Below are 26,617 nucleotides of genomic sequence, written 5' to 3'. Positions count from 1 at the left end.
CTGAAGAAGACCGCCTGGGGGCGATCGAGGGTCAGGTTAGGCACACCATAGCTCGTCGGATGAAGAGGATCGGGGCCCGGTGGACACCCGAAGGCGCCGACCGGATGGCCCGGCTCCTCGCCGCAAAGAGCAATGACGAGCTCTTGCGCCATCTTGGGCGAAAAGCGAGTCCGGCCCCAGAGTCGATGACACTGCCTACGGTCGACATAGGGCGGATGAGCGCCCAGGCGGAGGATGTCGAAGCGTGGCTAAGGGCAAAGGTGCCAGCCCTGACCGGGCCGTTCGCCAGCCGTGAGTGGATAAAGCATGTCTTCCGCGCAATCACATCAGTCCAAGAGGTAGCCTAGGGACAAATCCGACACGAACAAGGGGAGCTTACCTACTAACTCTTGACACGGACGCGCCAGGTGCTGACGTTTACAGTCATTTTCAACTGTGCTAGAATTGGTCCTGTGGCCGGGCGCAGGCTTACGCCAGCGGCCCGAATCAACCCCACACTAGGACCGCCGAGTCTCCGACGGCTCTCTTGGTGGGGGCGGTTGCCAAATGAGGAGGGAAAGCATAGTGACTCTCGTTCCGGAGCAGAAGAAAGCTATCATCGAGAAGTTCAGGCTCCACGACTCGGACACCGGCTCTCCGGAGGTCCAGGTGGCGATCTTGACGGAGCGGATCAATTACCTCACGGACCATCTCAAGCTCCACAAGAAAGACCACCACTCCCGTCGCGGATTGCTGAAGATGGTGGGGCAGCGGAGGGCCCTCCTGAACTACCTGAAGGCCAACGATGTGGAGAGGTACCGGGTGATCGTCGACAAGCTCGGACTGAGGAAGTAGACGCCAAACGCGCTGAGAGCGGTGCCGCCGCTCTCTTGTGTTAGCTGCGCGCTCAAGCGCGACATTGAGGAGGTATACAGGACATATGCAGCAGGTATTCGAGACCACGGTAGGAGGAAGGAGGCTTGAGATCGAAGTCGGCCGCCTGGCGCAGCAAGCGAACGGGGCTGCGCTCTGCAGGTACGGGGATACGGTCGTCTTGGTCACTGCGACGATGTCCTCCCAGCCTCGCGAGGGCATCGACTTCTTCCCGCTGCTCGTGGATTACGAAGAGAGGCTCTACGCCGTGGGCAAGATCCCGGGGGGCTTCATCAAGCGGGAGGGCCGGCCTAGCGAGGCCGCGGTCCTGTCTGGTCGGATGATAGACCGTCCCATCCGTCCGCTCTTCCCCGAAGGGTTCCGCAATGACGTCCAGGTGGTGGCGACTGTGTTGTCGGTGGAGCCCGGCGTCGAGCCGTCGATTCTCGCCATGAACGGCGCATCGGTGGCCCTGTCCATCTCCGACATTCCTTTCTTCGGCCCGATAGGAGGCGTGAAAGTCGGGCGCGTGGACGGGCAGTTCGTCATAAACCCCGACGCCCACGAGGCCGAGAAGTCGGACCTCTCACTGGTCGTCGCAGGCACGCGTGACGCGGTTCTAATGGTGGAGGCGGGTGCTGACGAAGTCCCCGAGGATCAAATCCTCGAGGCCATCATGTTCGGGCACGAGGAGATCAAGAGGATCATAGAATTCCAGGACACAATCATCGCCAAGGTGGGCAAGGCCAAGATCGAGGTGCCGGTTTTCGAGCCTGCGCCGGAACTCGTTGCCCGGGTCCGCGACATGGCCGAAGCCGACTTGGCCGCCGCGGTCAGGAACCCGGACAAGCTCGCTCGGGAGGACATGGTGGACGCTGTCAAGCAGGCCACTCTCACGCGCATCTCAGAAGAGATGGGTGAGGAGGCACCTCTTCGGGAGGCAGCAGCCATACTCGACAAGCTCCTGAAGGAGATCGTCCGGAAGATGATCACCATCGACCGGAGCAGGCCGGACGGCAGGGACCTCAACGAGATTCGGCCGATCTCCTGCCAGGTTGGGCTCCTTCCCAGAGTGCACGGGTCCGCACTCTTCCAGAGGGGTCAGACACAGGTCGTCACCGCCTGCACACTGGGGGCGGTAGGCGACGAGCAGATACTGGACGGGCTTGGCCTTGAGGAATCCAAGCGGTACATGCACCACTACAACTTCCCGCCCTACAGCGTCGGTGAGGTCCGGCCCATGCGCGGCCCCGGGAGACGCGAGATCGGTCACGGCGCTCTCGCGGAGCGTGCACTTCTGCCCATGATCCCGCCGGAAGACGCTTTCCCCTACACCATACGCCTTGTGTCAGAAGTCCTCGGATCCAACGGGTCCACCAGTCAGGCGTCGATCTGTGGAAGCACTCTTGCGCTGATGGACGCAGGTGTGCCCATCAAGAAGCCTGTGGCCGGGGTGGCCATGGGACTCGTCAAGTATGAGGACAACTTCGCTATTCTCAGCGACATCCAGGGCATTGAGGATGCCCTCGGAGACATGGACTTCAAAGTGGCTGGCACGCGGGACGGAATCACAGCAATCCAGATGGATATCAAGATCCGCGGGCTGTCCCGGGAGATTCTTGAGGCCGCGCTCAGACAGGCCCACGAAGGGCGGATGTTCATCCTTGAACGGATGCTCGAGACGCTTCCCGCGCCCAGGACCGAGCTCTCGCCCTATGCGCCGAGAATGATGACGCTGACCATCGATCCCGATAAGATCCGTGAGGTCATCGGACCCGGGGGCAAGATGATACGCAAGATCATCGAGCTGACTGGCACCAAGATCGACATCGAGGACGACGGCAGGGTGTTCATAGCGTCCTCTGACGTCGAAGGCGTGGAGAAGGCAGCGGACATGATCCAGAAGCTCGTTCGCGATCCCGGCGTGGGCGAGGTGTACACAGGCAAGGTCACACGCCTGATGCCGTTCGGGGCGTTCGTTGAGATCCTTCCAGGCAAGGAAGGGCTGGTGCACATTTCCCAGCTGTCTCACGAACGAGTCGCGACCGTGGAGGATGTCGTGTCGGTCGGGGACGAAATCACCGTCCGCGTTTCGGAAATCGACAAGCAGGGCAGGATAAACCTCTCGCGCAAAGATATGCTCCCAAGGCCCGCAAGGGACGAGGCCGCCGGAGCGCCAGCAGGAGGAGGCCAAACGAGAGGGCGCGACTTCGTCGCGAGGCCGCGGGAGCCGAGGCCGAACGACGGGCGAACACGGGACGCTGGCCGAAGGCGCTGACGAAGTGAGGCTCCTAACACGTATGTAGAGAGATGGCCGGAACACCTCCGGCTATTTTCGTGTACGTGAAGGGATATTTCGCGGCGAGGCGAATATACACCAGTGCGTGCACATGGGGACTGGGAGGCGATTGGAGACATGAGTGTATTGGAGTGGGCCTATACCGTACTGGTGATCAACCCAGGATCCACATCCACCAAAATCGCCTGGTATGTCAGGGAGACTCCCACCTACTCAGAGAACATCCCTCACTCCTCACAAGACCTCTCGAAGTTCACCACCATAGCTGACCAATACGAATTCCGGAAAGACGCTATACTCCAAGAGCTCAGTCGCGCAGGGCTCAACCTTGAGGATCTCGATGCTTGCGTGGGTCGTGGCGGAGCACTCAAACCTCTTGTCGGCGGCGTCTATGCCGTAAACGACCGGATGGCCCATGATCTCGTCCATGCAGTCAGGGCTCAACATGCGTCTAACCTGGGCGGTCTAATAGCCCGAGCCATAGCCGACCCGCTCGGGATTCCCTCGTTCATTGTCGACCCGGTTTCGGTGGACGAATTCGAACCGCTGGCGCGCCTATCAGGTTTGCCTGAGCTCCCACGCCAGTCACTCCTCCACGCGTTGTCCATCCGCTCCACCGCGCGAAAGGTTGCGCGGGCGCTCGGGCGTGATCTCTGCTCAGTCAACGTCATCGTCGCCCACATGGGTGGTGGGATCTCGATATCTCCCGTCAAGCATGGGAAGATGGTGGATGTCAACGGCGCCAATGACGAAGGCCCGTTCTCGGCTGAGCGGACCGGGTCCCTGCCCTCGGGCGACGTGGTCCGGATGTGTTATTCTGGCCTGTACACTGAGAGAGACATGCTCGACAAGATAACCAGAAAGGGAGGGCTCGTCGCCTACCTCGGGACGAACGATGCCCGCGAAGTCGAAGCCATGATATCCCGGGGCGATTCCCGTGCACTCGCCGTTGCAGAGGCGATGGGGTACCAGGTCGCACGGGAGATCGGTGCAGCGGCGACGGTACTTGCGGGAGAGGTGGACGCGGTCGCGCTCACCGGTGGGCTTGCCCATTGGGATAGGCTTGTCAGCGACATACGGCGCAGATGTGTGTTCATCGCACCGATCTACACCTATCCTGGCGAAAATGAGATGGAGGCTCTCGCCGAGGGAGCAATGCGCGCCCTGGCGGGCCTCGAGACCATACGAGTCTACGAATAAGGGAGGGGCAAGGCTTTGGCAACCGGATTCGATACCCTCATCGAACGTGCGAGGTCCCACGCCCCGGCTAGGGTGAGCGTGGCGGCGGCTCAGGATCCGGAGGTCCTGGAAGCCGTGAAGATCGCTTCTGAACTGGGGCTTGCCGACTTCACTCTCGTAGGAGACCGGCAGGCGATCGGGGACATCTCGGCATCGATCGGTCTGGATCTCTCGCGGATGGAACTAGTTCATGAGCCGGACTCCTCCGTTGCCGCAAGACGAGCTGTGGAACTCGTCAGCCGCGGGGCGGCCGGCATCCTCATGAAGGGCTTGATTGGCACAGGGGACCTCCTAAGGGCGGTGCTCGATAAGGATGTGGGCCTGAGGACAGGGAGACTCCTGAGCCACTGCGCTATCCTGAAGTCCCCGCGATACGATCGGTTCTTCTACCTGACCGACGGTGGGATGGTAGTTGCGCCGACTCTGGCGGAGAAGGTGCAGATAATCCAGAACGCCGTGGATGTAGCGCACAAGCTTGGGTGCGAAGTCCCCAAAGTTGCGTGCGTTGCCGCGGTGGAGCTGGTGAACCCAGACATGCCAGCTACCGTCGACGCGGCGATCCTGGCCAAGATGAGTGATAGACGACAGATCCGAGGCTGCATCGTGGACGGGCCTTTTGGCCTCGACAATGCGGTGTCCTTGGAGTCGGCTAAGCATAAAGGGGTTTCGGGCCCTGTCGCGGGACAGGCTGATATCCTGCTGGTGCCGGATATCGAGACCGGAAACGTGATCTACAAGACCATGGTGCACTTCGGAGAGATCGAGGCGGCAGCGATCATCGCAGGGGCGAGGGCTCCAATTGTACTCACCTCTCGATCCGATTCCCCCATGACCAGGCTCTGGTCCATAGCCCTGGCCATAGTCGTGTCAGGGTGACAAAGCCGCAAGGTGGTGAGACGCTCATGACGCCAAGGCTTCTGATCGTCAACCCCGGATCGACGTCCACCAAAGTTGCAGTGTTCGAAGGCGGCTCGTGCGTGGCCTCGGAGACACTCCACCACGATGCGGAGGAGATCAAATCGTATCCCAGGATCATGGACCAGTTCGAGTTCAGGCGGGATGCGGTTGTGAGGTTCCTGGAGCAATCGGGGATACCCGGGGAATCCCTCGCCGCAGTAGTAGGGAGGGGTGGTCCTCTGCCTCCCATGGAGGGAGGGGTGTACGAGGTGGATGATGCACTCATCGCAGCGTTGCGCGAGTATGACATCGGCCACGCGTCCAGCCTGGGAGGTCTGATAGCCCGGGAGATCGCAACGCCACTGGGGATCCCCGCGTTCATCGCTGATCCGGTGACCACGGACGAGCTTGATGACATCGCCAGGTTCTCCGGGCTTCCAGAGATAGAACGGAAGAGCATCTTCCATGCCCTCAATCAGAAAGCAGTCGCGCGTGCGGCGTCCCGCGACATCGGACGTGACTACGCGGACCTCAACCTGATCCTCGTCCACCTCGGTGGCGGCATCAGCGTCGGGGCACATAGAGGTGGCCGGGTGGTCGAGGTCGCCAATGCTCTCGATGGTGACGGACCGTACTCACCTGAGCGTTCTGGCGGGCTGCCGTGCTCCTCCTTGGTGAGACTCTGCTTCTCTGGCAAGTACACTGAGGGCGAGATGCGCCGAAAGCTAGTCGGCGGCGGCGGACTCGTCGCTTATCTCGGCACAAACTCCCTCATCGAAGTGGAGAAACGCATCAGAGAAGGGGACGACTATGCTCGCCTCTGCTACGAGGGCATGGCTTACCAGGTGGCCAAGGAGGTCGGCCGATGTGCGGCTGTCCTTTCCGGCAACGTCGATGCCATCATCCTGACCGGGGGCGCCGCTCGATCCCAGATGCTCGTGGATTGGATCACCCAGCGGGTTAAGTTCATAGCTCCGGTGATGGTGTACCCAGGTGAGAACGAAATGGAGGCCCTCGCAGAGGCCGGACTGCGCGTCCTGTCCGGGACGGAGAGGGCGAAACGGATTACCAGGGGAGGAGGAAGCCTGTGAAGAAAGTCGTGTTCAACGAGGCGAAGTGCAAGGGGTGCGAGTTGTGCCTCCACTTCTGCCCCAAGCATGCCATAAGGATGGCGGAACACATCAACGCGAATGGCTACCACCCAGCCATACTCGCGGACGAAGAAGCGTGCACCTCCTGCGCAATCTGTGCCAGGATGTGTCCCGACGCGGTCATTGAGGTGTTCAAGCCGTGAATTCCCGCGTGACAAAGGAGGGAGAGACTGGTGGCTGAACGCAAGCTGTTTAAGGGGAACGAGGCAGTGGCTGAGGCCGCGGTGCGAGCCGGATGCCGTTTCTTCTTCGGTTACCCGATCACCCCGCAGAACGAAATCCCGGAGTACATGTCGCGAAGACTTCCCGAGGTGGGAGGCGTCTTCCTGCAAGCCGAGAGCGAGGTTGCCGCCATCAACATGGTGTACGGCGCGGCCGGCGCAGGAGCCAGAGTCATGACATCTTCATCCAGCCCCGGCATCAGTCTCAAGCAGGAAGGTCTGTCCTACATCGCCGGCGCTGAACTCCCCTGCCTCGTGGTTAACATGGTCCGCGGGGGACCCGGCCTCGGAGGTATCCAGCCTGCCCAGAGTGACTACTTCCAGGCGGTCAAGGGGGGTGGGCACGGTGACTACCACCTGATAGTCTTCGGGCCCGCGTCAGTCCAGGAGATGGTCGATCTCGTCATGGGCTCCTTTGATATCGCAGAGAAGTATAGAACGCCAGTGATGATCCTGGGGGACGGGATAATCGGTCAGATGATGGAACCGGTGGAATTCCCGGAACCCCTTCCTGGGCCTTTCCCCAAAGGTGACTGGGTGACAGACGGTGCCCGTGGACGGGCACCCAGGGTGATCAACTCCCTGAGCTTGCACGCCGACAAACTCTTCGAGCGGAATCTGAGGATCGCTGCAAGGTTTGAGGAAGCCAAGAAGAATGAGGTCCGCGTTGAGACCATCGCCTGTGAAGACGCCGATGTCGTGCTAGTGGCGTACGGAACGACCGCGAGGATATGCAAGTCTGTTGTGGACAGGGCCCGCGCCGAGGGCATCCGTGCCGGGTTGGTGCGGCCGATATCCCTTTCGCCATTCCCCGAGAAGACTATCTTCGACCTGGCTGCCCGGAAGCCAGTCTTCCTCGCAGTGGAGATGAGCCAGGGGCAGATGGTGGAGGACGTCCGGCTCTCGGTGAACGGCCGGGCAGATGTTCGGTTCTACGGTACCTCTGGTGGGGTCATCCCGTCGGCCTCGGCCATATTGGACAAAGTCAGGGAACTCGCTCGATCGGAGGTGAGAGCGTGAAGCAGGTATTTAGCATCCCCGAATCTCTCGCCCCAAGGCTGACCCACTACTGCCCGGGGTGCACTCATGGGATCATCCACCGATTGATTGCAGAGGCCGTGGACGAGCTGGGGGTACGTGAGCGGACTATAGGCATTGCCCCAGTGGGTTGCTCCGTTCTTGCCTACGACTACTTCCAGTTCGACATGCAGCAAGCCGCCCACGGGCGGGCACCAGCAGTCGCGACTGGTATCAAGCGCGTTCTGCCGGATGCAGTTGTCTTCACCTACCAGGGTGACGGTGACCTCGCCTCGATCGGTACTGCGGAGATCGTGCACGCGGCGATGCGGAGCGAGAAAATCACTGTGGTCTTCGTGAACAACGCCATATATGGCATGACAGGCGGGCAGATGGCTCCGACCACGCTCGTGAACCAGAAGACCACGACATCCCCGTACGGGCGGCGGGAATCGCACGCCGGGAAGCCGATCCGAGTCTCCGAGATGTTGGCCACGATTCCGGGGGCTGCCTACATCGCACGAGTGGCGCTGAACTCTCCAGCGAATGTGGGTCGGGCGAAGCGGGCGATCAAGAAGGCTTTCGAAGTGCAGTTGGCGGGGCTGGGGTTTGCCATGGTCGAGTGCCTATCCACCTGCCCAACGAACTGGGGAATGGCTCCTCATGAGGCCATGAAGTGGCTCGAGGCCAATATGATCCCTTATTTCCCACTGGGAGAGTTCAGGACGGCGGAGGGGGTGGCCTCCAATGGCTGAGGAGATCGTCATGGCCGGGTTTGGTGGGCAGGGAGTAATGGTCATGGGGCAACTCCTGTCTTACGCGGGCATGCTCGAGGGAAAGAGTGTCTCATGGTTCCCCTCCTACGGGCCCGAGATGCGCGGAGGCACTGCCAACTGCTCGGTGGTGGTCGCAAGCGAACCCATAGGATCCCCAGTCGTGACCGAGCCCACGTGTGTGGTGGCGATGAACCGCCCATCTCTGGACAGATTCGAGCGCGCGATCCGTCCCGGCGGAGTGCTGGTCTACAACAGTTCACTCATCGACCGCAAGCCCGAGAGGAAAGACGTGCGGGTCATAGCCGTCCCCGCCAACGAAATCGCAATCGAACTGGGCAACGACAAGGTCGCGAACATGTGCGCCCTCGGTGCCCTGATCGCTGCAACCCGTGTCGTCAAGATCGAATCCGTAGTAGAGTCGCTCAAGAAGGTTCTGCCTGAACGCAGGCATGACCTGATTCCCCTGAACCAGGAGGCACTCGCAAGAGGGGCACTCCTGGCACAATAGAGCGATGCTCCTGTGTGCCGGATGGGTCCGGGGCCAGAGAACTGGCTCCGGGCCTTTTCTCTCGGCTTGGGAAGACTAGGCTGGGGGGGCGGTGTGGCAATGATCAGGGCGCGCAGAGGGGTCGTAGTTAGAGTGACTGCGGACCGACACGGAATGCAGGAACTTGCGGTGAAGATGGTTCCTGAGGGGGCAGGCGGTGAGCAAGAAGGGACAGGATCTGACGAGGAGACGGCCGTGTGCTACCCCGAGCTCACAGGGCCTGCGGCCCCAGGGGACTCCGTGATCTTGAACGTGACCGCTGTCAGCCTCAGTCTTGGATCCGGCGGACGCCACTTCGTCATTTGGGTCGAAGGAAGGCAATCGCTTAATCCCCCGCTCCGCGGGCACATCATGAAAGCCCGTTACATGCCGATGCAGGTCTGCACGGGAAGCTACGAGGAGGACCCGTCAAACGCTGGCGCCATCGAAGGGTTCCGGGGCCTCCTCGGGATGCCAGTGGTGCTTTGTGAGCTCCACAGTATGGTGCCACCTGCGCTGGCTGGGCTTGCTGCCACTGGGGTCAAGCCTCCCAGGGTCGCCTACATCATGACCGACGGGGCGGCCCTTCCGATCGCTCTGAGCGAACTCGTGGATCAACTCCGTGAACATGGCCTCCTGAGCGTAACGATAACTGCGGGGCACGCTTTCGGAGGCGACATCGAGGCAGTGACGGTCCACTCCGCGCTTGTGGCAGCTAAGGCGGTGGCGAGATGTGACGCGGCTGTGGTCTCCATGGGGCCTGGCATCGTGGGCACCGGCACCCGGTATGGGTTCTCCGGGATAGAGCAGGGATACATGGCGGACGCGGTGAATCGCCTTGGGGGCGTCCCCATCCTGGTCCCGCGAATATCCCGTGCGGACCCCAGGCCAAGACATCGGGGCGTGAGCCACCACACTCTGACCGTCCTCAGAGATGTATGCTGTACTCCTGTGCGGTGTGTGCTGCCTTCCGACGGCGACCGGGAGTTCATCGGGGCCCTGACGACAAGCCTGGAGAACGCCGCCACGGAGGTAGGACACGAACTGGTCTTCCGCCCCGGGCGCCCGGCCCTGTCTCTTCTCAGTTCCCGGGGCATCCGAGTATCGACGATGGGGCGGTCGCCAGAAGATGACCCGGAGTTCTTCTTGGCGGCGGGAGCAGGCGGGGTGTACGCCCGGGAGTTTGTCTTGGGAGAGTGATAGTTTGGACAACAACCTTACAGAGAGTACCGTGTCTTCTGACACGGTCTATGAGGGCAGGATCCTCAGTGTCCACCGGGACGTCGTAACCCTGCCCAATGGGCGCACCGCCACAAGAGAGATAGTGGTCACACGGGACTCTGTCGCCGTAGTCCCGATCCTTCCGGACGGCCGGGTTGTCATGGTCAGGCAGTACCGGTACGCCGGTGGTGAAGAACTCCTGGAGATCCCCGCAGGAAGGATTGAGCCCGGAGAGGATCCGGAACAGGCCGCAAGGAGAGAGCTTCTGGAGGAGACTGGGCTTGAGCCAATCCGACTGCAGCAGGTGGCCGGGTTCTTTCTGGCAGTCGGATTCGCGACGGAGTTCATGCGGCTGTACGTTGCCCAGGTACGTGAGGCCGGCGATGCCGCACCCGACGAGGACGAGTTCGTCAGGACAGAATTCCTACATCCGGAAGACATTCCGGATGCCATCTGCGGCTTGCGAATCAGAGATGGGAAAACGCTGTCAGGCCTGCTCTTCATGGCCTGGACGCGCGGGCTCCCGGTACCTCAGGGAGGGTGTCCCGCTTCTTGAAAGAGTACTTTGTGGACCTGCACGCACATATCGGCAGGAATAGTGAAGGCAAGAAGGTCAAGGTGGCGGGGGCGCGGGATCTCACCTTCGAGAACATCGCCCGGGAGGCCGCCAAGCGCAAAGGCATCGAGATAGTGGGGGTCATCGACTGTGCCTCCCCCAGGGTCCTTTCGGACATCGACAGGCTAGTTCGGGCAGGGGAGATGGTGGAGTTGCCCGGTGGAGGACTCCGCTATCTGGACCAAGTGACGGTAATCGCCGGGGCCGAAGTAGAGGCGCCCTGTCCGGCGGGCGGCACCGCCCACTGCCTCTCGTTCTTTCCGACTCTCACTCAAGTGCGTGCGTTTTCCCGGGAGATGGCGGGCCACATAAGGAACATGAACCTCAGCACGCAGCGGGCCAACATGGGGGCGAGAGAGCTGGCAGCAGCCACCCGACGGCATGATGGGCTGTTCGTGGTGGCTCATGCGTTCACTCCACACAGGAGCCTGTACGGCACGTGCGCAAGGCGTCTCTCAGATGTCTTCTTGGGGCAGGAGAGAGAACTCGTGGACGGAGTAGAGCTCGGACTGTCGGCGGACACAGACATGGCGGACCGCATCGCGGAGCTTCGGGACTATACATTCCTGTCCAACTCCGACGCGCACTCCCTTCCCAAACTCGGACGGGAGTACAACGTGATGCTTCTCGAGGAGGCGTCCTTCCGCGAAGTAGCTCTTGCGCTCTCACGCCGGGCAGGCAGACGCGTTGTCGCCAACTTCGGCTTGGACCCAAGACTCGGCAAGTACCACCTCACGGCGTGCGAGGATTGCGGTGCCAGGTTCTCTGTTGCGGCATCGCCGCGGGTCTGCCCGGAGTGCGGAAGTGTCAGACTGGTCATAGGAGTATCAGACCGCATCGCGGAAATCGCGGACACCGAGAGGCCCGTGCATCCGGACCACCGGCCTCCGTACCAGCACCAAGTTCCTCTCGAATTCGTGCCGGGGGTAGGCTCCGCCACAATGGACCGGCTCATAGATGCTTTCGGCACCGAGATGGCGATCCTGCACCGGGCAGGTCTAGAAGACCTTTCGGAGGTGGTTGGACCGCTCTTGGCGGAACGCATCGTGCTTGCGCGCGAAGGCGAGTTGCGCGTGGCTGCGGGTGGAGGTGGCACCTACGGGAAAGCGGTGGTGGCGGAGGAGTCATGACGTTTCACAGTTGCGCATACCTTTTGGACAGGGGGTGTGTGCAATGGTGAAGGCAGGCACCTTCTCGGAACTCGTCTTCGCCCACGTTCGCTCCAACATCGTGACATATTCCTTGCTCTTTGCGGTGTTCTTGACAGGCATCTGCTTCGGCGCGGTCTATGCGTCCATTCTTCGTGAAGGCAGTGCGGAGGTTTTCGAGTATCTCGAAACCGGGCTTCTGAGCCTCAGACGGACTCTGCCTGAGGACCACACCCCGGCTGTGTCCAACTCCCTGGCAGCGAACCTGAACGCCGCCGCGATTATCTGGGCCTTAGGTGTGACGGTTGTGGGGCTGCCCGGGATTTTCGTCGTCCTCTTCGTCAGGGGGTTTTCTGCCGGTTTCACAGTCGCTTTCATGGTGCGGGAGATGGCGGCGCCGGGAGTGGCGGCTGCCCTGGCGTCGGTGCTGCCCCACAATGTCCTGGCTGTGCCCGCTCTTCTCATCGTGGCCGCAGCCTCGTCCGCGTTTTCCTGGTCCGTGGTGAAAAAGCGACTTCTGGCCATGGAGGCTGATCCCGGCGTCGCGTTCGCGAAGTCCGCGTTCGCAGCAGGGGCCGCGGCGTTGCTCCTAGTCCTTGCGTCTTTCGTTCAGGTGTATGTCTCTCCGGCGCTTCTCGTCATGGCCGCAAGGTTCGCCTCCTGACGTCGGATGAGGAGGAGCCTACCTGGTTTCGTCGAAAGCTAGGTTGCCTCGGCCAAACGGGACAGGAGGTGGACGCGGTGCTGCCTTGTGTAGAGGAGTACCTCAACTACCTTGCGGTGGAGCGTGGGCTCTCTGAGAACACGCTCTCGGCGTACGCCCGCGACCTGACGATCTTCGGGGTATACCTGGCCAGGCTGAATAGGGGATCAGACAATCCCGAGGACAGAGACATCTTCGATGCTTCCCCTTCCTCGGTGGCTGGATTCGTCGCTGAGACTATTAGCTCAGGGGGAGCGCCAACGTCCGCCGCGCGGAAGCTCTCGGCTATCAGGGGCCTGTTCAAGTTCCTAGTGCGCGAAGGTCACATGGACAGGGATCCCACCCTCAACCTTGAAGCCCCGAAGAGGCCGCAAAGGCTTCCCAGAGTCCTGTCTGTGAGTGAGGTGGACAAGCTTCTATCCCGGGGTGGAAAAGGGGACGCCAGGGGCTTGAGAGACCGTGCAATGCTTGAACTGCTCTATGCGTCTGGGTTGCGTGTGTCAGAGCTGATCTCGCTCCGCACCGCTGATGTGAACCTGGAACTAGGATGTGTGAGGTGCGTGGGTAAGGGCAACCGCGAGAGAATAGTGCCGGTCGGCGCGTGTGCGGTAGAGGCGCTTCGCCGTTACCTGGCGGCGGGTCGGAGGGCCCTCGGGGGTGCGACGTCGGACGAGTCCCTCTTCCTCACGAACCGGGGACGAGGCATGACGCGCCAGGCGTTCTGGAAGATAATCAAGCGCAGGGCGGCTGCTTGTGGGATCAGGGTGGAGATAACCCCTCACACCCTGCGTCATTCCTTCGCGACGCATCTTCTGGCAAACGGGGCTGACCTCCGGTCTGTTCAAGAGATGCTCGGGCACGCGGACATCCGGACTACTCAGATCTACACACACCTGACCCGGGCCAAGCTCCGGGAGGTGTACAACCGATACCACCCCAGGGCGTAGCTTGAGGGAGGGAGTTCTTGTGAGAGTCCCGGACATCATAGCGAAGAAGCGTGACGGGGGTGAGCTTTCGCGGGAAGAGATCGAGTTCATGATCAGAGGGGCAACCAGCGGTGAGATCCCAGACTATCAAATGACCGCCCTTCTAATGGCGGTGTACTTCCGTGGCATGACACCCGAGGAGACGACTGCCCTCACTCTCGCGATGGCGCATTCCGGCGCGTTGGTCGACCTTGCAGGAATCCGAGGAGTCAAAGTCGACAAGCACAGCACGGGAGGGGTAGGCGATACCACTACCCTAGTTCTTGCACCTCTGGTGGCGGCAGCGGGAGCGCGCGTGGCCAAGATGTCCGGTCGGGGGCTCGGACACACCGGCGGGACCTTGGACAAACTCGAATCGATCCCTGGCTTCCGGATCTCGCTCGCTCCCAGCGAGTTCATCGCCCAGGTAAACACTGTGGGGGTTGCCGTGGTAGGCCAGACCGCGGACGTCGCGCCGGCGGACAAGATCCTCTATGCGCTCAGGGATGTCACCGCCACGGTGGACAGTATCCCTTTGATTGCCGCCAGCATAATGAGCAAGAAGATCGCAACCGGGGCTGATGTCATCGTACTCGATGTCAAAGTGGGTTCTGGGGCGTTCATGCGTTCGCTTGCAGATGCCAGAAACCTCGCTTCTCTGATGGTCGAGATAGGCCGGATGTCCGGAAGACGGACGGCCGCAGTCATATCGGACATGAGCCAACCGCTTGGGCGAGCGGTCGGCAACTCTCTGGAGGTTCGAGAGGCCGTCCACACTCTGAGAGGTGAAGGATCTCGGAGGCTGCTCGAGCTCTGCCTCGAACTGGCGTCGAGGATGACGGTGCTCGCCGGGGTGCACGAGGAGCTCGGCACGGCCCGGGAACACCTGGAGATGTTGATCAAGTCCGGGGTTGCCCTCGCAAAACTGAGAGACATGGTGGCGGCACAGGGTGGCGACCCCACGTACGTAGACTTCCCGGAGCGCCTCCCGGTCGCGCCCTTTGAGCGGGCGGTGGTGGCTCGGGGCTCTGGGCACGTAGCCCGGGCGGACGCCCTGACGCTTGGGCGCGCGGCAATGGCCATGGGTGCGGGACGAGCGCGGAAGGAGGATCCCATCGATCTTTCCGTGGGCCTTGTGACTCATGCGGAAGTAGGCGATGAGGTGCACGCGGGGCAATGTCTCGCGACTCTCTACGCGTCCAGCCGCGATAAGCTTGAGGAAGGAGCTTCCATAGCAGACGGGGCTTTCTCCATCAGCGAAACGCCAGTCGCTGCACCCCCTCTGGTATATGAGGCTGTGGACGCGTGACCCTGCCGTATAACGGCGCAGACCCTCGAATATGCTGTCCTCGAGAGACGAAACAAAGGGGGTCTGCCTCTTGTCGCGCCCAGAACTTGCCCTCTTTCGGTTTGGTATTATGGCCACGGTTGTGCTTCTGCTTGCGGCCCTTGCAATGTCGAAGGTGGAAGCCGCGCCGGCCGCGGGGGAAGTAGACCTCAAGATCACATCCCCGTCGGCTATCCTGGTGGAGGCGGGGTCCGGGACAGTGCTCTGGGAAAAAGACGCTGACCAGAGGCGCCCGATCGCGAGCGTCACGAAGATCATGACCTTGGCTCTCGTGATGGAGGCTTTGGAGTCGGGACGTATCAGCCTAGATGATGTTGTTACTGCATCAGAGCACGCCGCGTCGATGGGGGGCTCTCAGATATGGCTGGAAGTCGGAGAGCAGATGGCCGTCTCCGAGCTGCTGCGGGCGGTCGCAATAGAGTCCGCGAATGACGCATCCGTGGCTCTTGCTGAACATGTCGCAGGCACGGAGGAGGCCTTCGTGGACATGATGAACGCGAAGGCCCGGGAGATAGGAGCAAACAACACCTCGTTCATAAATGCCACCGGTCTGCCCGGCAGCACTCCAGAAGAGGACTGCTTCTCGACCGCCCGCGACGTCGCAATTATGTCGCGGGAGTTGCTCAAGTATCCCAAGATACACGAGTGGCTGACCATCTGGATCGGGTACGTGCGTGACGGGAAGAACATGCTCACCAACACCAACAGGCTGATCCGGTTCTACGAGGGGGCGGACGGCCTCAAGACCGGATACACCGACCGGTCGAAGTATTGTCTGTCAGCCACAGCACTCCGAAACGGAGTGCGCATGGTGTCTGTGGTGCTTAGTGCACCCACCAGTGACGTGCGGTTCTCTGACGCTCGGAAACTCCTGGACTATGGCTTCCGCGTGTGTGAAGCGAAGGTCGTGGCTCGAGCTGGCCAGGAAATCGCGAAGGTGAGAGTGGCGAAGGGTGTCGCGGAGACTGTTCCTCTCACAGTGGACCGGGACCTGTCCGTGGTGGTGAGGCGGGGTGAGGAAGCGAAGATCGAAGCGCGGCTGACTGTCCCGAACGTGGTCATGGCGCCGGTGTCGCAGGGCCAGGCGGTGGGCAAGATGTCCGCATTCCGAGATGGCGTGGAGGTCGGAGCAGTCGACGTGGTCTCTGCGCAAGATGTGAAGCGCGCTTCCCTCGTCCCTCTCGTGGTCCGTTCCACCCGGGGGATATTCAGATCGATCTTCCTTTTCCGGTCGTGAGCGGGAGGAAACCGGTGCCGGGTGAAGAATCTCCCGGTGATCTTCTGCTCGCGACTGGAGGGTGACTCTTGATCCAGTGGAATGCAAAGGGCCCGGACCTCTTCATCGCGGCGTCGGGAGAGTTTGACCTCGCCACCGCCCAGGATCTACGGGCCCGATTGGACGACGTCATAGACTCCAACCGCTCTGCACGGCGAGTGTTCCTCGACCTCGCGGCAGTGACCTTCATCGACAGTTCTGGCCTGGGAGTTCTGTTTGGCCGGTACAAGAGACTCGCTGCTCGAGGAGGTTCCCTGATCATAACCGCTCCCAGGCCGGGGGTCAGACGAGCAATGGACCTTGTTGGGCTCCCAGGCTTGATCCCGGTGTATGAGTCGAAAGAAGAGGCGCTTCGCGCCCAGACGGGGGGACCGGAATGACAGACCAGGTGAACCGGGCGCGGGTGGAGTTCCTGTCGATACCTGACAACCTCGGGTTCGCCCGCGTGGCCGCCACAAGTTTCGCTGCGTCTCTCGGGTTCACCCTGGAGGAGCTGGAGGACATAAAGCTCGCTGTATCAGAGGCCGTGTCCAACTGCGTCGTCCACGCCTATCCGAGAGATCCTGGCCCCGTCGTGATGGTGTTGGAGGTATTCAACAGGGGTTTTCGGGTGGAGGTCCGCGATGAGGGAGTTGGGATAGCCGATATCGAGGCCGCCAGGGCCCCGGGGTACAGCTCGGACCCGGAGCGCATGGGGATGGGGCTCACTCTGATCGAGGCTCTGTCTGACTCGTTCGAGATCTCATCTTCCCCGGGAAGTGGCACCGTGGTCACTATGTCCTTTACCCCAGAGGGATCGTAATGCTCGATCCGGAGCGGGAGGCTGTCGTCAGGCGTCACGCAGGCCTCGTGATGAACCTGGCGCGGAGGTTCGCGGGCCGCGCTGAGCTGGCAGACCTCTTTCAGGCCGGATGTGTGGGGCTTCTTCGTGCCCTGGACGGGTACGACCCGTCCAGGGGCTTTGCTTTCAGCACATATGCGGTCCCCAGCATAGTGTCAGAGATAAGGGCCTACCTGCGCGGGAAGGGGCCCACCCACATTCCCAGGCCTGTCCGGGAGCTCGGAGGCAAATGCCTGGCAGCTCAGGACTCGCTCCGGGCCGAGCTCATGCGCGAACCGTCTGTCGCCGAGATCGCAGCGAGGGTCGGAGTGGGCGCTGCGGAAGTGGCGCTTGCCCTGGAGTCAGAAGCCCCCGCAGTCTCCATCTATGAAACAGTCTCCTCTGACTCCGAATCCCCCCCGATTCTCGACCTGATTCCTGGCCCGGCAGCGCCGGACGCTTCTGTCATCGACTCCGTGGCGCTGCGAGACGCCCTGCGCTCGCTTCCAGAGGTCCAACGGTCGGTCATTGCCATGCGGTTCTTCCGCGAAATGACTCAGACCGAGATTGCGGCCAGCCTCGGCATGTCCCAACCACAGGTCCACCGGATCGAGAAAGCTGCCCTCCACGCACTCCGCCGCCATATGCAGTGTGAATGAAAGGAACATCACCGCGCATACTAGCCCCTGTGAAGGAGGTACGAGCGTGACAGTCACGAAAGTCGTCGAGCTCCTCGGCGAGTCTGACCGGAGCTGGGACCATGCAGTGGAGGTGGCGGTCCGGGAGGCTGCCAAGACTGTCCATAATATCACAGGAGTGCGGGTGCTCAACATGACCGGAACGGTCGAGGACGGCCGGATCGTGGAGTATAAAGCGAACGTACAGATCGCGTTCGCGGTAGATGGCACCGACTAGGAGGTCGCAATGTCCAGCCCCGGCAAGAGAAAGCAAAAACGAAACGAACAGGCGAAGTACCAGAGACTCGCCAACAGTCTGATCCCAAAGCCGCCCCTTGCCCGCAACATGGGTCGCGCATTTGTCGTTGGCGGGCTTATCTGTGCAGTTGGACAGGGTGTCTTGAACGCATTCGTCAATTCCGGCATGTCTTTGGACGACGCGGTGGCCCCAACCCTGGCAGTCATGATCTTGATAGGTGCGGTGCTTACAGGTGCTTCCATATACCATCACATAGGTGAGTTCGCGGGGGCGGGGGCGGCAGTCCCAATAACAGGATTCTCCAACACAATCGTGGCCGCGGCCATGGACTTCAAGCGCGAAGGGTTTGTCATGGGCATGGGCGCCAAGATGTTCATAATCGCCGGGCCGGTGCTAGTCTTCGGGACAGTCACGGGAGTATTCGTCGCACTTCTGCGATGGCTCTATATGGGGTGAGTCATGGCCCAGAAGCGTGTGGGAGACAGCACGATAAAGTTCACCACCCCGCCTGTAATCGTGAGCACCGGGTCAGTGGCGGGACCTAAAGAAGGCCGGGGCCCCCTGGCGCCGTGGTTCGATGAGATTGTGCCGGATGATCTCTTCGGGGAACGTACGACGGAGAAGGCTGAGAGGCGGTTCATGGAGGATGCGGCGAAGATCGCGCTCAAGAACGCCAACCTTACCCAAGACCAGGTAGACTTCTTTGTCGCCGGCGACCTCCTGAACCAGATTGTTGCCGCCAGTTTCACGGCTGAAGTGTTTGGCGTGCCATACGTGGGAATCTATGGTGCATGCTCTACTTCTACGCTTGGACTGACTGTGGCAGCCGTCCTGGTGGATGGAGGTTATGCCGACCGGGTTCTCGTCGCTACGAGCAGCCACTACCAGACCGCGGAGAGGCAGTTCAGGTACCCGGTGGAACTGAACACACAGCGGAAGACCACTTCGCAGTACACCGTCACAGGAGCTGGCGCGTTCCTGGTGGCGAGCTCGGGCGGAAAGGTAAAAATCACGGAGGCTACTGTCGGAACAGTCCTGGACATGGGGATAAAGGACGCGAACCAAATGGGGCCAGCTATGGCTCCGGCAGCCGCGGATACCCTGTTCCGGCACCTTGCGGACACGGGCAGGAGGCCGGAAGACTACGACTTCATATTCACCGGCGACCTCGGGGCTGTCGGGTCGAATATCTTCAGAGCGCTGATGAAGGAGAAGGGCGTGATCCTGGGCGACAACTACCAGGACGCCGGAGTGATGGTCTTCCAAGGGGACCCCACGGCTGGGGCAGGAGGCTCGGGATGCGCCTGCTCGGCACTGGTGTTGGGCGGCTATGTCTGCAAGAGGATGCAGGACAACGAGATCTCCAGGGCCCTCGCTATAGCCACAGGGGCCCTTCTGTCACCCCTTACCACTCAGCAGGGAGAGTCAATTCCGGCTGTGGCCAACGCGGTGGCACTTGAGTTGTGAGGTGAGGAGGACCAGAGGAGTTGGACTACGTCATTGCGTTCCTCGTCGGAGGAGCCATATGTGCGGTGGGCCAAGCCGTGCTTGACCTATCCAAGCTCACGCCCGGGCACATTCTCGTCTTGTTCACTGTGGTCGGAGCGGCACTGTCCGGTCTGGGGGTATATGACAACCTGGTGAACTTCGCAGGGGCTGGAGCTCTCATTCCCGTCTCCGGGTTCGGCCACTCGGTCTATTCACAGGAGCGTTCGAATTCACAGGCCTGGGGGTGACCGCGGCGGTCGTGTTTGGGACCCTGATCGCCCTGGTGGCGAACCCGAAGGCTTGATCGTGGCAGGTGTGGTAAATGGGGCCCACGGTAGGAGTCCCGCGAGGGCTCCTTTTTCACGAGTTCTTCCCTCTGTGGCAAGAGCTTCTCAGCTCCCTGGGGGCAACTGTGGTCGTGTCCGAGGAAACCAATGAGACCATTCTGAACGCCGGTGTCAGGACCTGTGTGGACGAGGCATGCCTCCCTGTGAAGGTCTTCTTTGGGCACGCCTCAGCCCTGACTGGGAAGGTGGATGCGCTGTTCATTCCGCGGATCGTGAGCGTGGAGAGGTCATCATTCATATGCCCAAAACTGATGGGACTACCGGACATGGTAAGGGCATGCCTACCCAAGGCGCCTCGCGTTCTCGACCCGTGCGTGGACCTGTCCAAGAGCGGGATCGGCTTCGCCGCAAACCTGGCCAGACTCGGCAGAGAGTTCGGGGCGAACCCAGCCCGAACTGTCCTGGCGTTTGGACGAGGCCTTGCCAGGCTTCGGCGTGAGGAGGCCCGGTTCAGGGCAAGGACGCGGGACATGGCAAGAAACCTTCAAGACCTCGCGATTGGGGTTCTCGGGCACCGCTACAACCTGGACGATGCGTACATGAGTATGAACATCAAGGAGAGGCTAGTGGCGCTCGGGGCCACTCCTGTGACTGACCGGTGGTATTCCGATCGGGAGCTTTCGGCATGGGCACGGTCTCGCCCTGGCCGGAAGGTACCCTTCTGGACACCCGGCAAGAGGATCATTGGGACCGCACAGAGGTGGCTCGAGTCACGAGAGGTGGACGGGATCATACACCTGACGTCGTTCGGGTGTGGGCCTGAGTCCTTCATCGCGGAGCTTGTGCAAAGAGAGGCAACAAGGCGCCGGAGCGTTCCATTTATGCTGTTGAGCCTGGATGAACATACTGGAGAAGCAGGCGTGGCAACGAGGCTCGAGGCTTTCATCGACACGGTGTGGATGAGGAAGACCGGCCGTGAGGATTAGCTTTCCCCATCTGGGGAACACGTACATCCCACTCAAGGCAATCCTACAAGGTTTTGGACTGGACGTTGTGGTTCCACCCCGCTCGAGCAGGAGGACCCTGGACATCGGCACCACACACGCGCCCGAAGGCTCATGTCTTCCACTCAAAGTCACTTTGGGCAACTTCGTCGAAGCCGTTGAGGCCGGGGCCGAGGCTCTGCTCATGGTCGGTGGGATCGGGCCGTGTAGGCTTGGGTACTATTGTGAACTGCAGCGTGAAATAATGCGGGACCTAAAGTCACGAGCTGAACTCCTGGTTCTTGAACCGTTCCATGCGGACCCCGGAGGTCTTCTGAGGCAGGTCGCAAGGATCGCCGGCCGTGTAACCCCGGCGCAGGCGGCCCGGGCACTGTGGTTGGGATGGGAGAAGACGATCGGGCTTGACCAGCTCGACCAGGCAATGCTGGCAGCGAGGTGGGGACAGATGCCTGGGGCCGCAGTAACCTCAGAGTATCGCAGTGCCATTGCTGCGCTCGACGAGGCGGACTCCGTCCGGGCCGTCCGAGATGGCGTCCGGGAAGGGCTGTCGCGGATACGTTCATGCTCTTTGCAGGCCGACTCCTCCCGTCCACACCTTCGAGTCGGAGTCGTTGGGGAGATGTACGTGGTCCTCGAGACTGCAGTGAACCTTGATATCCCTCGGAGACTGGGGGAGTTGGGGGCGGAGGTTCTCCAACCCATCACCCTCTCATCCTGGGTGCGCCAGCACGTGGTGATGGATTTCCTTCGGATGGGCAAGAAGTCGGACACCGCAGCCTTGGCGCGGCCTTACCTGAATTACTTCGTAGGGGGGCATGGACTCGAGAGTGTGGGGCACGCGGTGGAGATGGCAAGGGCGGGTGTGGACGGGGTGGTTCATCTTGCCCCACTCACCTGTATGCCCGAGATTGTGGCCGAGAGTATACTCCCATCTGTGAGTGAGCGCGAGGGGATACCGGTGATGTCGATCACCCTTGACGAACAGACGGCAGATGCAGGGATCCAGACGCGGATAGAGGCTTTCGTCGACCTTCTGGCCTGGAGAAGGCGTGTGCAGACGGGTGGGCAGGTCCTTTCGTGAGATGGGAAGGGCACCCGCCGCCTGTCAAGCCCGGCGCCCGGCGGCAGCGGGTTACGCGGCGCCGAGTCATGTGGTATAATCTCCGGGTAGGGGGTGCCCAGGCATGTTTGACTTGGACCTGGTCAGGCTGGTTCTGACTCTGCCCGCGATACTGTTTTCCCTCACGGTCCACGAGTTCGCCCACGCTTACACCGCCCTCTTGCTTGGTGACAGGACTGCCAAATGGAGCGGACGGCTCACGCTCAACCCCCTTGCGCACCTAGACCCCGTAGGCACGCTGGCACTCATCATTACCCAAAGGTTCGGATGGGCGAAGCCAGTGCCCATCAACCCCGGTTACTTCCGGGACAGGCGTAGAGGCGTGTTGCTGGTGAGCCTGGCAGGGCCGGGGTCCAACCTCATACTTGCGATCGCGTTCGCGTCAGCCTACAAGGTTCTGTTTGCTGTCGCGGGGCATGGGATGTTCACCACGTCATCGTTCCTTTACTACACGGCTGTGGCAATAAGATTCGCAGTCCTGGTGAACCTCGGTTTGTGCTTCTTCAACCTGATTCCCGTGCCACCGCTCGACGGTTCGAAGATCCTCTCGTCTCTCCTCTCTGGTCCGAGAGCCCGGGCATACTACCAATTCGAGCAGTATGCGCCGTTCATCCTGCTTCTGCTGGTCCTGACTCCTGCTGCCGGGATAATACTCGGGCCCATCATAACCGCTGTATATCGCGCGATCATGTGACAGGGGTGGTCTTTGGTGAAGAAAGGACGCATATTCAGTGGCATGAGGCCTACCGGAAAACTCCACCTGGGAAACCTGCTGGGTGCCCTGACCAACTGGATCAAACTTCAGGATGATTATGAGTGTTTCTTCGGAGTGGTCGACTGGCACGCTCTGACCACCGGGTACGAGGATACCTCCTCCTTGCGCGAGTATATCAGGGAGATGGTCATAGACTGGCTCGCGGCCGGGATTGACCCCGAGCGCAGTGTTGTATTGAAACAATCTGATGTGCGCGAGCACGCAGAACTCCATCTGCTGTTCTCGATGATAACCCCTCTCGGCTGGCTGGAAAGGTGCCCAACCTACAAAGAACAACTCCAACAATTGTCGGAACGGGAGATCACTACCTACGGTTTCCTGGGATACCCTGTCCTCCAGGCGGCCGACATCCTCGTGTACAAGGCTGACACTGTGCCTGTGGGTGAGGACCAACTGCCACACATAGAACTCACCAGGGAAATCGCACGCAGGTTCAACTACCTGTACGGACCGGTTTTCCCTGAACCCCAGGCCAAACTGACCAAAGTGACTATGCTTCCCGGGACGGACGGGCGCAAGATGAGCAAGAGCTACGGCAACACCATAAGCATCTCGGACCCTCCGGAGGTCATCCGAGCGGCAGTCGGAAGCATGATCACCGATCCAGCCAGAGTGCACAAGTCCGACCCGGGCCACCCTGATGTCTGCACGGTCTTCGCCTATCACTCGGCTTTCGGTGCCGCCGAAACAGAAGAGATAAGAACGGAGTGTGAAGGTGCCAAGGTAGGGTGTGTGGCCTGCAAGCGCAACCTGGCAGACAGGATCATCTCGATGCTGACGCCGGTTCACGAGCGCAGACGGGAGCTCGAGAGCAACCCAGGGAGGGTGGATGAAGTACTTGCAAGAGGCGCGGAGCAGGCTCACCCGGTTGCGAAGGAGACCCTCGCTGCGGTCCGTGCCGCGATGAAGATATGAAGGTTGAGACTCCGGTCTTCTCAGGACCGCTCGACCTTCTGCTGAATCTGATCGAACAGAAACAGATAGACATCTGCGAGGTCTCCATAAGCGAGATCGCTGACGACTATCTGGCTGAGATCTCCAACATGGAGTGGCCCGACATAGACCAGGTCTCCGAGTTCCTGGTCATCGCCGCCACGCTGCTCTACATCAAAGCCAGGGCACTCCTTCCGCCGGATGAGGCAGTGTCGGAGTCGGTGGAGATCGAGGAGGAGTTGGACCCAAGGGCGGAATTCGTGGCCAGGCTTGTCGAGTACAAGAGATTCCGGGACGCGGCCCGTGCCCTCCGTGAACAGGAGGAGCGTGCGGGCCGCACGTACGCACGGCCAAGGGTGCCACTGCCTGTGTGCCCCCGCCGGGGCAACCCACTCGCAGGCATTGAAGTGGATATGCTCCTCCAGGCCTTCCGGAACGTCCTCGAGAGCCTGCCGGATGAGTTCACCGAGGCGCCAAAGGATGAGATACCGGTGGCAGCGCAGATGGTGGCGGTCCTTTCGGCGCTCACACGAAAAGGTCGCGTGGGGCTGCTCGAGTTCCTGGGTCCCAGAGGCACTCGAACTGCTCTCATCGCGACACTCCTGGCTGTCCTGGAACTGGCAAGACGGGGCCGAGTGTTTGTGTCCCAGCCCACGCCGTTCGGTGAGATTTGGGTATTCCCAGCTACCGGAGGAGATACGGTTGAACCTGAAACAGGCACAAGCAGCGATTGAGGCTGCCCTGTTTGCGTCCGCCGACCCCATCTCCGTGTCGGACCTTGCGCACGTGGTTGAGCTCGACGAGGCGACCGTGGGCAAGCTGGTGCGAGAGATCAGAGACAGACATGCGGTTGGGGAGTCCGGCATTCAGCTATGTGAAGTGTCACAGGGGCACATTTTCCTCACTAAACCTGAGTATCAGGCATGTGTAGAGAGGCTGGCCCGGCGGGAACGCGTTCAGCCGCTGTCCTCTGCGGCTCTGGAGACCCTGGCTATTGTGGCTTATAAGCAGCCGGTAACCAGGGGAGAAATCGACAAGATCCGCGGTGTAGCCTCTGATTCGGCGCTGTCCACTCTCGTGGAGCGGGGGCTCGTCACCGAGGTTGGCCGCAGAAACACTGTGGGAAGGCCGGTCCTCTACGGGACCACTCCGGAGTTTCTAGTCTACCTTGGCCTGAGGTCACTCGACGACCTTCCGCCCCTCCCTGAACCGGGCAACGCCGCCGACTGCAGTGGGGTGCCGTCCGAATAACCTCACCTGCCCACGGAAGACTACACGCGGGAGTGGTCGCCGTGCGCTGGGCTGTTGTTGCCTTCCTGGCTGCAGTCGGCATCCTGGTGTTTCTCGTCATTGTAGCCCATTGGCCCATTCGAGTGTCGGTCTCCGTCAGGCGGGGGCCGAACCAGACGTTGCTCGTGGTAAAAGTCGCCTGGTGGCCGTACGCCGTCCAAGTCCCGATCATCAGGCGTCACCTGGCTGGTGGAGGGATGCAGCTAGGAGATGTACAGGACTTCTCCGATGCCCTGGACCAAGTCCTGGATACCGGGCACCGGGTGCTGAATGAACTCTCCCGGTGGGTTCCGGCCGTGATCTCACTGCTTTCACTAAGGCACCGGTTGATCAGGCTCACCTGGCGCACCTCCATCGGAGCCACGGATGCCGCGGCCACCGCAGTGGCCTCAGGGGCTCTAGCTGCCGCGAAGAGCGCACTTCTCGCTTTGGCTCTCGCAAGGTGGGACCGGGACCGTGATGTCCCCGCAGTCTCTGTGACCCCTCTGTTTTCTGAGACTGGCTTCAGGACAGAGCTCGATTGCGTGATTCAGATAGTCCCCGTGACGATAATCCGGTCGAGGAACTTCAGGCGGGCTTATCGCCTCCTCAGGAGGGGGAGGAATGGCCGGAACAGGCAGGGGCATAATACCGGTGACCAGGGAAACCAGGGCATGAGTCGAGGAGGATGGTAGTATGCCCGAGCACCCTATTGATGGCCTGATGAAGACCACGCTCGATAGCATCGCGCAGATGGTGGACGTAAACACCATCATGGGTGATCCAGTGGAGACCCCGGACGGAAACGTCATAATGCCCGTCTCCAGGGTATCTTTCGGGTTCGCTGCCGGCGGGACGGACTGGTGTGGCAGTACAGAACCCAATGCCGGCGCCACCGCAGGGAACGGCGGTACCCAGTCGCCGTTCGGGGGAGGCAGCGGTGCGGGCATATCGCTGCATCCCGTGGGGTTCTTGGTGGTCGGCCGCGACCAGGTGAGATTCTTGCCGGTCAACGGGGACGCTATCCTCGACAGGCTTCTGGATGTTGCTCCCGAGCTCATCGCGAGGGTCTTCGGGACACATCCCAAGCCCAAGACAATGCAGGTCCAGTGCGAGCCCACAGTGCCCCCGTCCTGAGAGAGGTCGTGACCATCAGCGCTAAGGCTCGGCCTCGTAGTCCTCAACCCCGAGTTGTCAAGTTGTCAACTCTGACGTCATGACATAGTCTGCCAGAAGTTGCCATGAGGCATTGAGCGTGCGGCGGCGCGTTCCAATTGATGGGATTAGCACGATATTGCGGGTTTTCTTGTGCCTATGTCGGGAAGTTGGGTCTTGGCAATTGGGCAGGAGGTATGCTTAGGCATGCTGGGTGAGGGGTGGGCATCTTCTGAGGGCACATTATCCCAAGGCCGTCAGACTGGCGGCTCGAGTGAAATCTGATCCGGCTCGTTTCTGATGCGTCAGGGTCCGGCTCTGAGCCCGTAAGATCGCAGTATGGCGTTGGTCCTCTGCCGTTCTTCAGGGGACATCTTGACCCTGACGCCGGATAGCGCGGCGAATTGCGTGAGGCCGAAGATTCCGTAAGAGCCGCCAAAGAACACGATGACTGTATCAGCGTTGATCTTGGCGAGCTGCCTCCGCCATCGTGCCATCCCGATCCCGCCGAACGGGCCGCGGTTGGCGCTGAGAATCCCGGACTTGCCTTTGGGTCACTGACAGGGCCGTTTGTC

The 26,617-nt window shown here is 61.1% G+C and carries 32 protein-coding genes and 1 pseudogene; 32 read left to right on the top strand and 1 reads right to left on the bottom strand.

What is annotated here, in order from left to right; genetic code table 11:
- The 32 genes and pseudogenes from NUW23_07790 to ytfJ all read left to right on the top strand — a co-directional run.
- On the top strand, positions 1–347 hold a 347-nt coding region (locus NUW23_07790; GenBank protein MCR4426072.1), incomplete at its 5' end, for an ISLre2 family transposase.
- A 217-nt stretch (positions 348–564) separates the two neighbouring features.
- Positions 565–834: a 30S ribosomal protein S15 gene (gene rpsO / locus NUW23_07785; protein ID MCR4426071.1), complete on the top strand. Its 270-nt coding sequence runs from the start codon at positions 565–567 to the stop codon at positions 832–834.
- A gap of 85 nt (positions 835–919) precedes the next feature.
- Positions 920–3,130, top strand: a complete 2,211-nt coding sequence (locus NUW23_07780; protein ID MCR4426070.1) for a polyribonucleotide nucleotidyltransferase — start codon at positions 920–922, stop codon at positions 3,128–3,130.
- Positions 3,131–3,268: 138 nt separating this feature from the next.
- On the top strand, positions 3,269–4,351 hold the full coding sequence (gene buk / locus NUW23_07775) for a butyrate kinase (protein MCR4426069.1): 1,083 nt from the start codon (positions 3,269–3,271) through the stop codon (positions 4,349–4,351).
- Positions 4,352–4,366: 15 nt separating this feature from the next.
- A complete protein-coding gene (locus tag NUW23_07770) occupies positions 4,367–5,266 on the top strand; it encodes a phosphate butyryltransferase (GenBank protein MCR4426068.1) in 900 nt (299 codons plus the stop codon).
- Between the two features lie 26 nt (positions 5,267–5,292).
- Positions 5,293–6,378 carry a butyrate kinase gene (buk, locus tag NUW23_07765; GenBank protein MCR4426067.1) on the top strand — a complete coding sequence of 362 codons (1,086 nt, stop codon included), beginning with the start codon at positions 5,293–5,295 and terminating at the stop codon, positions 6,376–6,378.
- Entirely contained in the window at positions 6,375–6,581 is a 207-nt protein-coding gene (locus NUW23_07760) for a 4Fe-4S binding protein (protein ID MCR4426066.1), read from the top strand. Before buk (NUW23_07765) ends, NUW23_07760 begins: the two co-directional genes overlap by 4 nt.
- 30 nt (positions 6,582–6,611) lie before the next feature.
- Positions 6,612–7,679: a 3-methyl-2-oxobutanoate dehydrogenase subunit VorB gene (locus tag NUW23_07755; protein ID MCR4426065.1), complete on the top strand. Its 1,068-nt coding sequence runs from the start codon at positions 6,612–6,614 to the stop codon at positions 7,677–7,679.
- The gene (locus tag NUW23_07750; GenBank protein ID MCR4426064.1) at positions 7,676–8,431 is read left to right on the top strand and encodes a thiamine pyrophosphate-dependent enzyme; all 756 of its coding nucleotides are present in this window, start codon (positions 7,676–7,678) and stop codon (positions 8,429–8,431) included. The genes NUW23_07755 and NUW23_07750 overlap by 4 nt, the downstream gene beginning before the upstream one ends.
- Positions 8,424–8,960 (top strand): 2-oxoacid:acceptor oxidoreductase family protein, encoded by a 537-nt coding sequence (locus NUW23_07745; GenBank protein MCR4426063.1) that lies wholly within the window; start codon positions 8,424–8,426, stop codon positions 8,958–8,960. The genes NUW23_07750 and NUW23_07745 overlap by 8 nt, the downstream gene beginning before the upstream one ends.
- A gap of 99 nt (positions 8,961–9,059) precedes the next feature.
- Complete coding sequence (locus tag NUW23_07740; GenBank protein MCR4426062.1) at positions 9,060–10,178, top strand: DUF3866 family protein; 1,119 nt, start codon at positions 9,060–9,062, stop codon at positions 10,176–10,178.
- A gap of 4 nt (positions 10,179–10,182) precedes the next feature.
- Positions 10,183–10,755 carry an NUDIX hydrolase gene (locus NUW23_07735; GenBank protein ID MCR4426061.1) on the top strand — a complete coding sequence of 191 codons (573 nt, stop codon included), beginning with the start codon at positions 10,183–10,185 and terminating at the stop codon, positions 10,753–10,755.
- Positions 10,752–11,945 (top strand): endonuclease Q family protein, encoded by a 1,194-nt coding sequence (locus tag NUW23_07730; protein MCR4426060.1) that lies wholly within the window; start codon positions 10,752–10,754, stop codon positions 11,943–11,945. The genes NUW23_07735 and NUW23_07730 overlap by 4 nt, the downstream gene beginning before the upstream one ends.
- 43 nt (positions 11,946–11,988) lie before the next feature.
- Positions 11,989–12,627 (top strand): stage II sporulation protein M, encoded by a 639-nt coding sequence (gene spoIIM / locus NUW23_07725; protein MCR4426059.1) that lies wholly within the window; start codon positions 11,989–11,991, stop codon positions 12,625–12,627.
- A 77-nt stretch (positions 12,628–12,704) separates the two neighbouring features.
- Positions 12,705–13,613, top strand: a complete 909-nt coding sequence (gene xerD / locus NUW23_07720) for a site-specific tyrosine recombinase XerD (GenBank protein MCR4426058.1) — start codon at positions 12,705–12,707, stop codon at positions 13,611–13,613.
- Between the two features lie 19 nt (positions 13,614–13,632).
- Positions 13,633–14,940 carry a pyrimidine-nucleoside phosphorylase gene (locus NUW23_07715; GenBank protein ID MCR4426057.1) on the top strand — a complete coding sequence of 436 codons (1,308 nt, stop codon included), beginning with the start codon at positions 13,633–13,635 and terminating at the stop codon, positions 14,938–14,940.
- 70 nt (positions 14,941–15,010) lie between these two features.
- The gene (locus tag NUW23_07710) at positions 15,011–16,216 is read left to right on the top strand and encodes a D-alanyl-D-alanine carboxypeptidase (GenBank protein ID MCR4426056.1); all 1,206 of its coding nucleotides are present in this window, start codon (positions 15,011–15,013) and stop codon (positions 16,214–16,216) included.
- 68 nt (positions 16,217–16,284) lie between these two features.
- Complete coding sequence (locus NUW23_07705) at positions 16,285–16,635, top strand: anti-sigma factor antagonist (protein MCR4426055.1); 351 nt, start codon at positions 16,285–16,287, stop codon at positions 16,633–16,635.
- The gene (spoIIAB, locus tag NUW23_07700) at positions 16,632–17,057 is read left to right on the top strand and encodes an anti-sigma F factor (GenBank protein MCR4426054.1); all 426 of its coding nucleotides are present in this window, start codon (positions 16,632–16,634) and stop codon (positions 17,055–17,057) included. The genes NUW23_07705 and spoIIAB overlap by 4 nt, the downstream gene beginning before the upstream one ends.
- Positions 17,057–17,734 carry a sigma-70 family RNA polymerase sigma factor gene (locus NUW23_07695; GenBank protein MCR4426053.1) on the top strand — a complete coding sequence of 226 codons (678 nt, stop codon included), beginning with the start codon at positions 17,057–17,059 and terminating at the stop codon, positions 17,732–17,734. Before spoIIAB ends, NUW23_07695 begins: the two co-directional genes overlap by 1 nt.
- Before the next feature lie 46 nt (positions 17,735–17,780).
- Positions 17,781–17,990, top strand: a complete 210-nt coding sequence (locus tag NUW23_07690) for a dodecin family protein (GenBank protein ID MCR4426052.1) — start codon at positions 17,781–17,783, stop codon at positions 17,988–17,990.
- Positions 17,991–17,999: 9 nt separating this feature from the next.
- The gene (locus NUW23_07685; GenBank protein MCR4426051.1) at positions 18,000–18,467 is read left to right on the top strand and encodes a SpoVA/SpoVAEb family sporulation membrane protein; all 468 of its coding nucleotides are present in this window, start codon (positions 18,000–18,002) and stop codon (positions 18,465–18,467) included.
- 3 nt (positions 18,468–18,470) lie between these two features.
- The gene (spoVAD, locus tag NUW23_07680) at positions 18,471–19,478 is read left to right on the top strand and encodes a stage V sporulation protein AD (protein MCR4426050.1); all 1,008 of its coding nucleotides are present in this window, start codon (positions 18,471–18,473) and stop codon (positions 19,476–19,478) included.
- Between the two features lie 20 nt (positions 19,479–19,498).
- A pseudogene (locus NUW23_07675) lies at positions 19,499–19,803 on the top strand (SpoVA/SpoVAEb family sporulation membrane protein).
- A gap of 18 nt (positions 19,804–19,821) precedes the next feature.
- Complete coding sequence (locus NUW23_07670; GenBank protein ID MCR4426049.1) at positions 19,822–20,772, top strand: acyl-CoA dehydratase activase-related protein; 951 nt, start codon at positions 19,822–19,824, stop codon at positions 20,770–20,772.
- The gene (locus NUW23_07665; GenBank protein MCR4426048.1) at positions 20,762–21,871 is read left to right on the top strand and encodes a CoA protein activase; all 1,110 of its coding nucleotides are present in this window, start codon (positions 20,762–20,764) and stop codon (positions 21,869–21,871) included. The genes NUW23_07670 and NUW23_07665 overlap by 11 nt, the downstream gene beginning before the upstream one ends.
- Positions 21,872–21,974: 103 nt before the next feature.
- Positions 21,975–22,604, top strand: coding sequence for a site-2 protease family protein (locus tag NUW23_07660; GenBank protein MCR4426047.1), 630 nt, complete (start codon positions 21,975–21,977; stop codon positions 22,602–22,604).
- 15 nt (positions 22,605–22,619) lie between these two features.
- Entirely contained in the window at positions 22,620–23,600 is a 981-nt protein-coding gene (gene trpS / locus NUW23_07655) for a tryptophan--tRNA ligase (GenBank protein ID MCR4426046.1), read from the top strand.
- Positions 23,597–24,352, top strand: coding sequence for a segregation/condensation protein A (locus NUW23_07650; protein MCR4426045.1), 756 nt, complete (start codon positions 23,597–23,599; stop codon positions 24,350–24,352). The genes trpS and NUW23_07650 overlap by 4 nt, the downstream gene beginning before the upstream one ends.
- Entirely contained in the window at positions 24,321–24,869 is a 549-nt protein-coding gene (gene scpB, locus NUW23_07645; protein ID MCR4426044.1) for an SMC-Scp complex subunit ScpB, read from the top strand. Before NUW23_07650 ends, scpB begins: the two co-directional genes overlap by 32 nt.
- Before the next feature lie 41 nt (positions 24,870–24,910).
- The gene (locus NUW23_07640; GenBank protein ID MCR4426043.1) at positions 24,911–25,582 is read left to right on the top strand and encodes a DUF2953 domain-containing protein; all 672 of its coding nucleotides are present in this window, start codon (positions 24,911–24,913) and stop codon (positions 25,580–25,582) included.
- Position 25,583: 1 nt separating this feature from the next.
- Complete coding sequence (gene ytfJ, locus NUW23_07635) at positions 25,584–26,024, top strand: GerW family sporulation protein (protein ID MCR4426042.1); 441 nt, start codon at positions 25,584–25,586, stop codon at positions 26,022–26,024.
- 323 nt (positions 26,025–26,347) lie between these two features.
- Here ytfJ and NUW23_07630 read toward each other — a convergent pair whose 3' ends face one another.
- Entirely contained in the window at positions 26,348–26,539 is a 192-nt protein-coding gene (locus NUW23_07630) for a hypothetical protein (GenBank protein ID MCR4426041.1), read from the bottom strand.
- Positions 26,540–26,617: the final 78 nt, after the last annotated feature.

It is taken from the genome of Bacillota bacterium (assembly GCA_024655925.1).
In the GTDB taxonomy this organism is placed as follows: Bacteria; Bacillota; DTU025; order DTU025; family JANLFS01; genus JANLFS01.
This window is presented reverse-complemented; position numbering and strand designations above follow the sequence as displayed.

Coding starts and splice junctions, on each gene's coding strand:
- NUW23_07780 (MCR4426070.1), top strand. CDS start 920: ATGCAGCAGGTATTCGAGACCACGGTAGGAGGAAGGAGGCTTGAGATC.
- buk (MCR4426069.1), top strand. CDS start 3,269: ATGAGTGTATTGGAGTGGGCCTATACCGTACTGGTGATCAACCCAGGA.
- buk (MCR4426067.1), top strand. CDS start 5,293: ATGACGCCAAGGCTTCTGATCGTCAACCCCGGATCGACGTCCACCAAA.
- NUW23_07745 (MCR4426063.1), top strand. CDS start 8,424: ATGGCTGAGGAGATCGTCATGGCCGGGTTTGGTGGGCAGGGAGTAATG.
- NUW23_07740 (MCR4426062.1), top strand. CDS start 9,060: ATGATCAGGGCGCGCAGAGGGGTCGTAGTTAGAGTGACTGCGGACCGA.
- spoIIM (MCR4426059.1), top strand. CDS start 11,989: ATGGTGAAGGCAGGCACCTTCTCGGAACTCGTCTTCGCCCACGTTCGC.
- spoIIAB (MCR4426054.1), top strand. CDS start 16,632: ATGACAGACCAGGTGAACCGGGCGCGGGTGGAGTTCCTGTCGATACCT.
- NUW23_07695 (MCR4426053.1), top strand. CDS start 17,057: ATGCTCGATCCGGAGCGGGAGGCTGTCGTCAGGCGTCACGCAGGCCTC.
- NUW23_07685 (MCR4426051.1), top strand. CDS start 18,000: ATGTCCAGCCCCGGCAAGAGAAAGCAAAAACGAAACGAACAGGCGAAG.
- spoVAD (MCR4426050.1), top strand. CDS start 18,471: ATGGCCCAGAAGCGTGTGGGAGACAGCACGATAAAGTTCACCACCCCG.
- NUW23_07670 (MCR4426049.1), top strand. CDS start 19,822: ATGGGGCCCACGGTAGGAGTCCCGCGAGGGCTCCTTTTTCACGAGTTC.
- NUW23_07660 (MCR4426047.1), top strand. CDS start 21,975: ATGTTTGACTTGGACCTGGTCAGGCTGGTTCTGACTCTGCCCGCGATA.
- NUW23_07650 (MCR4426045.1), top strand. CDS start 23,597: ATGAAGGTTGAGACTCCGGTCTTCTCAGGACCGCTCGACCTTCTGCTG.
- ytfJ (MCR4426042.1), top strand. CDS start 25,584: ATGCCCGAGCACCCTATTGATGGCCTGATGAAGACCACGCTCGATAGC.
- NUW23_07630 (MCR4426041.1), bottom strand. CDS start 26,539: ATGGCACGATGGCGGAGGCAGCTCGCCAAGATCAACGCTGATACAGTC.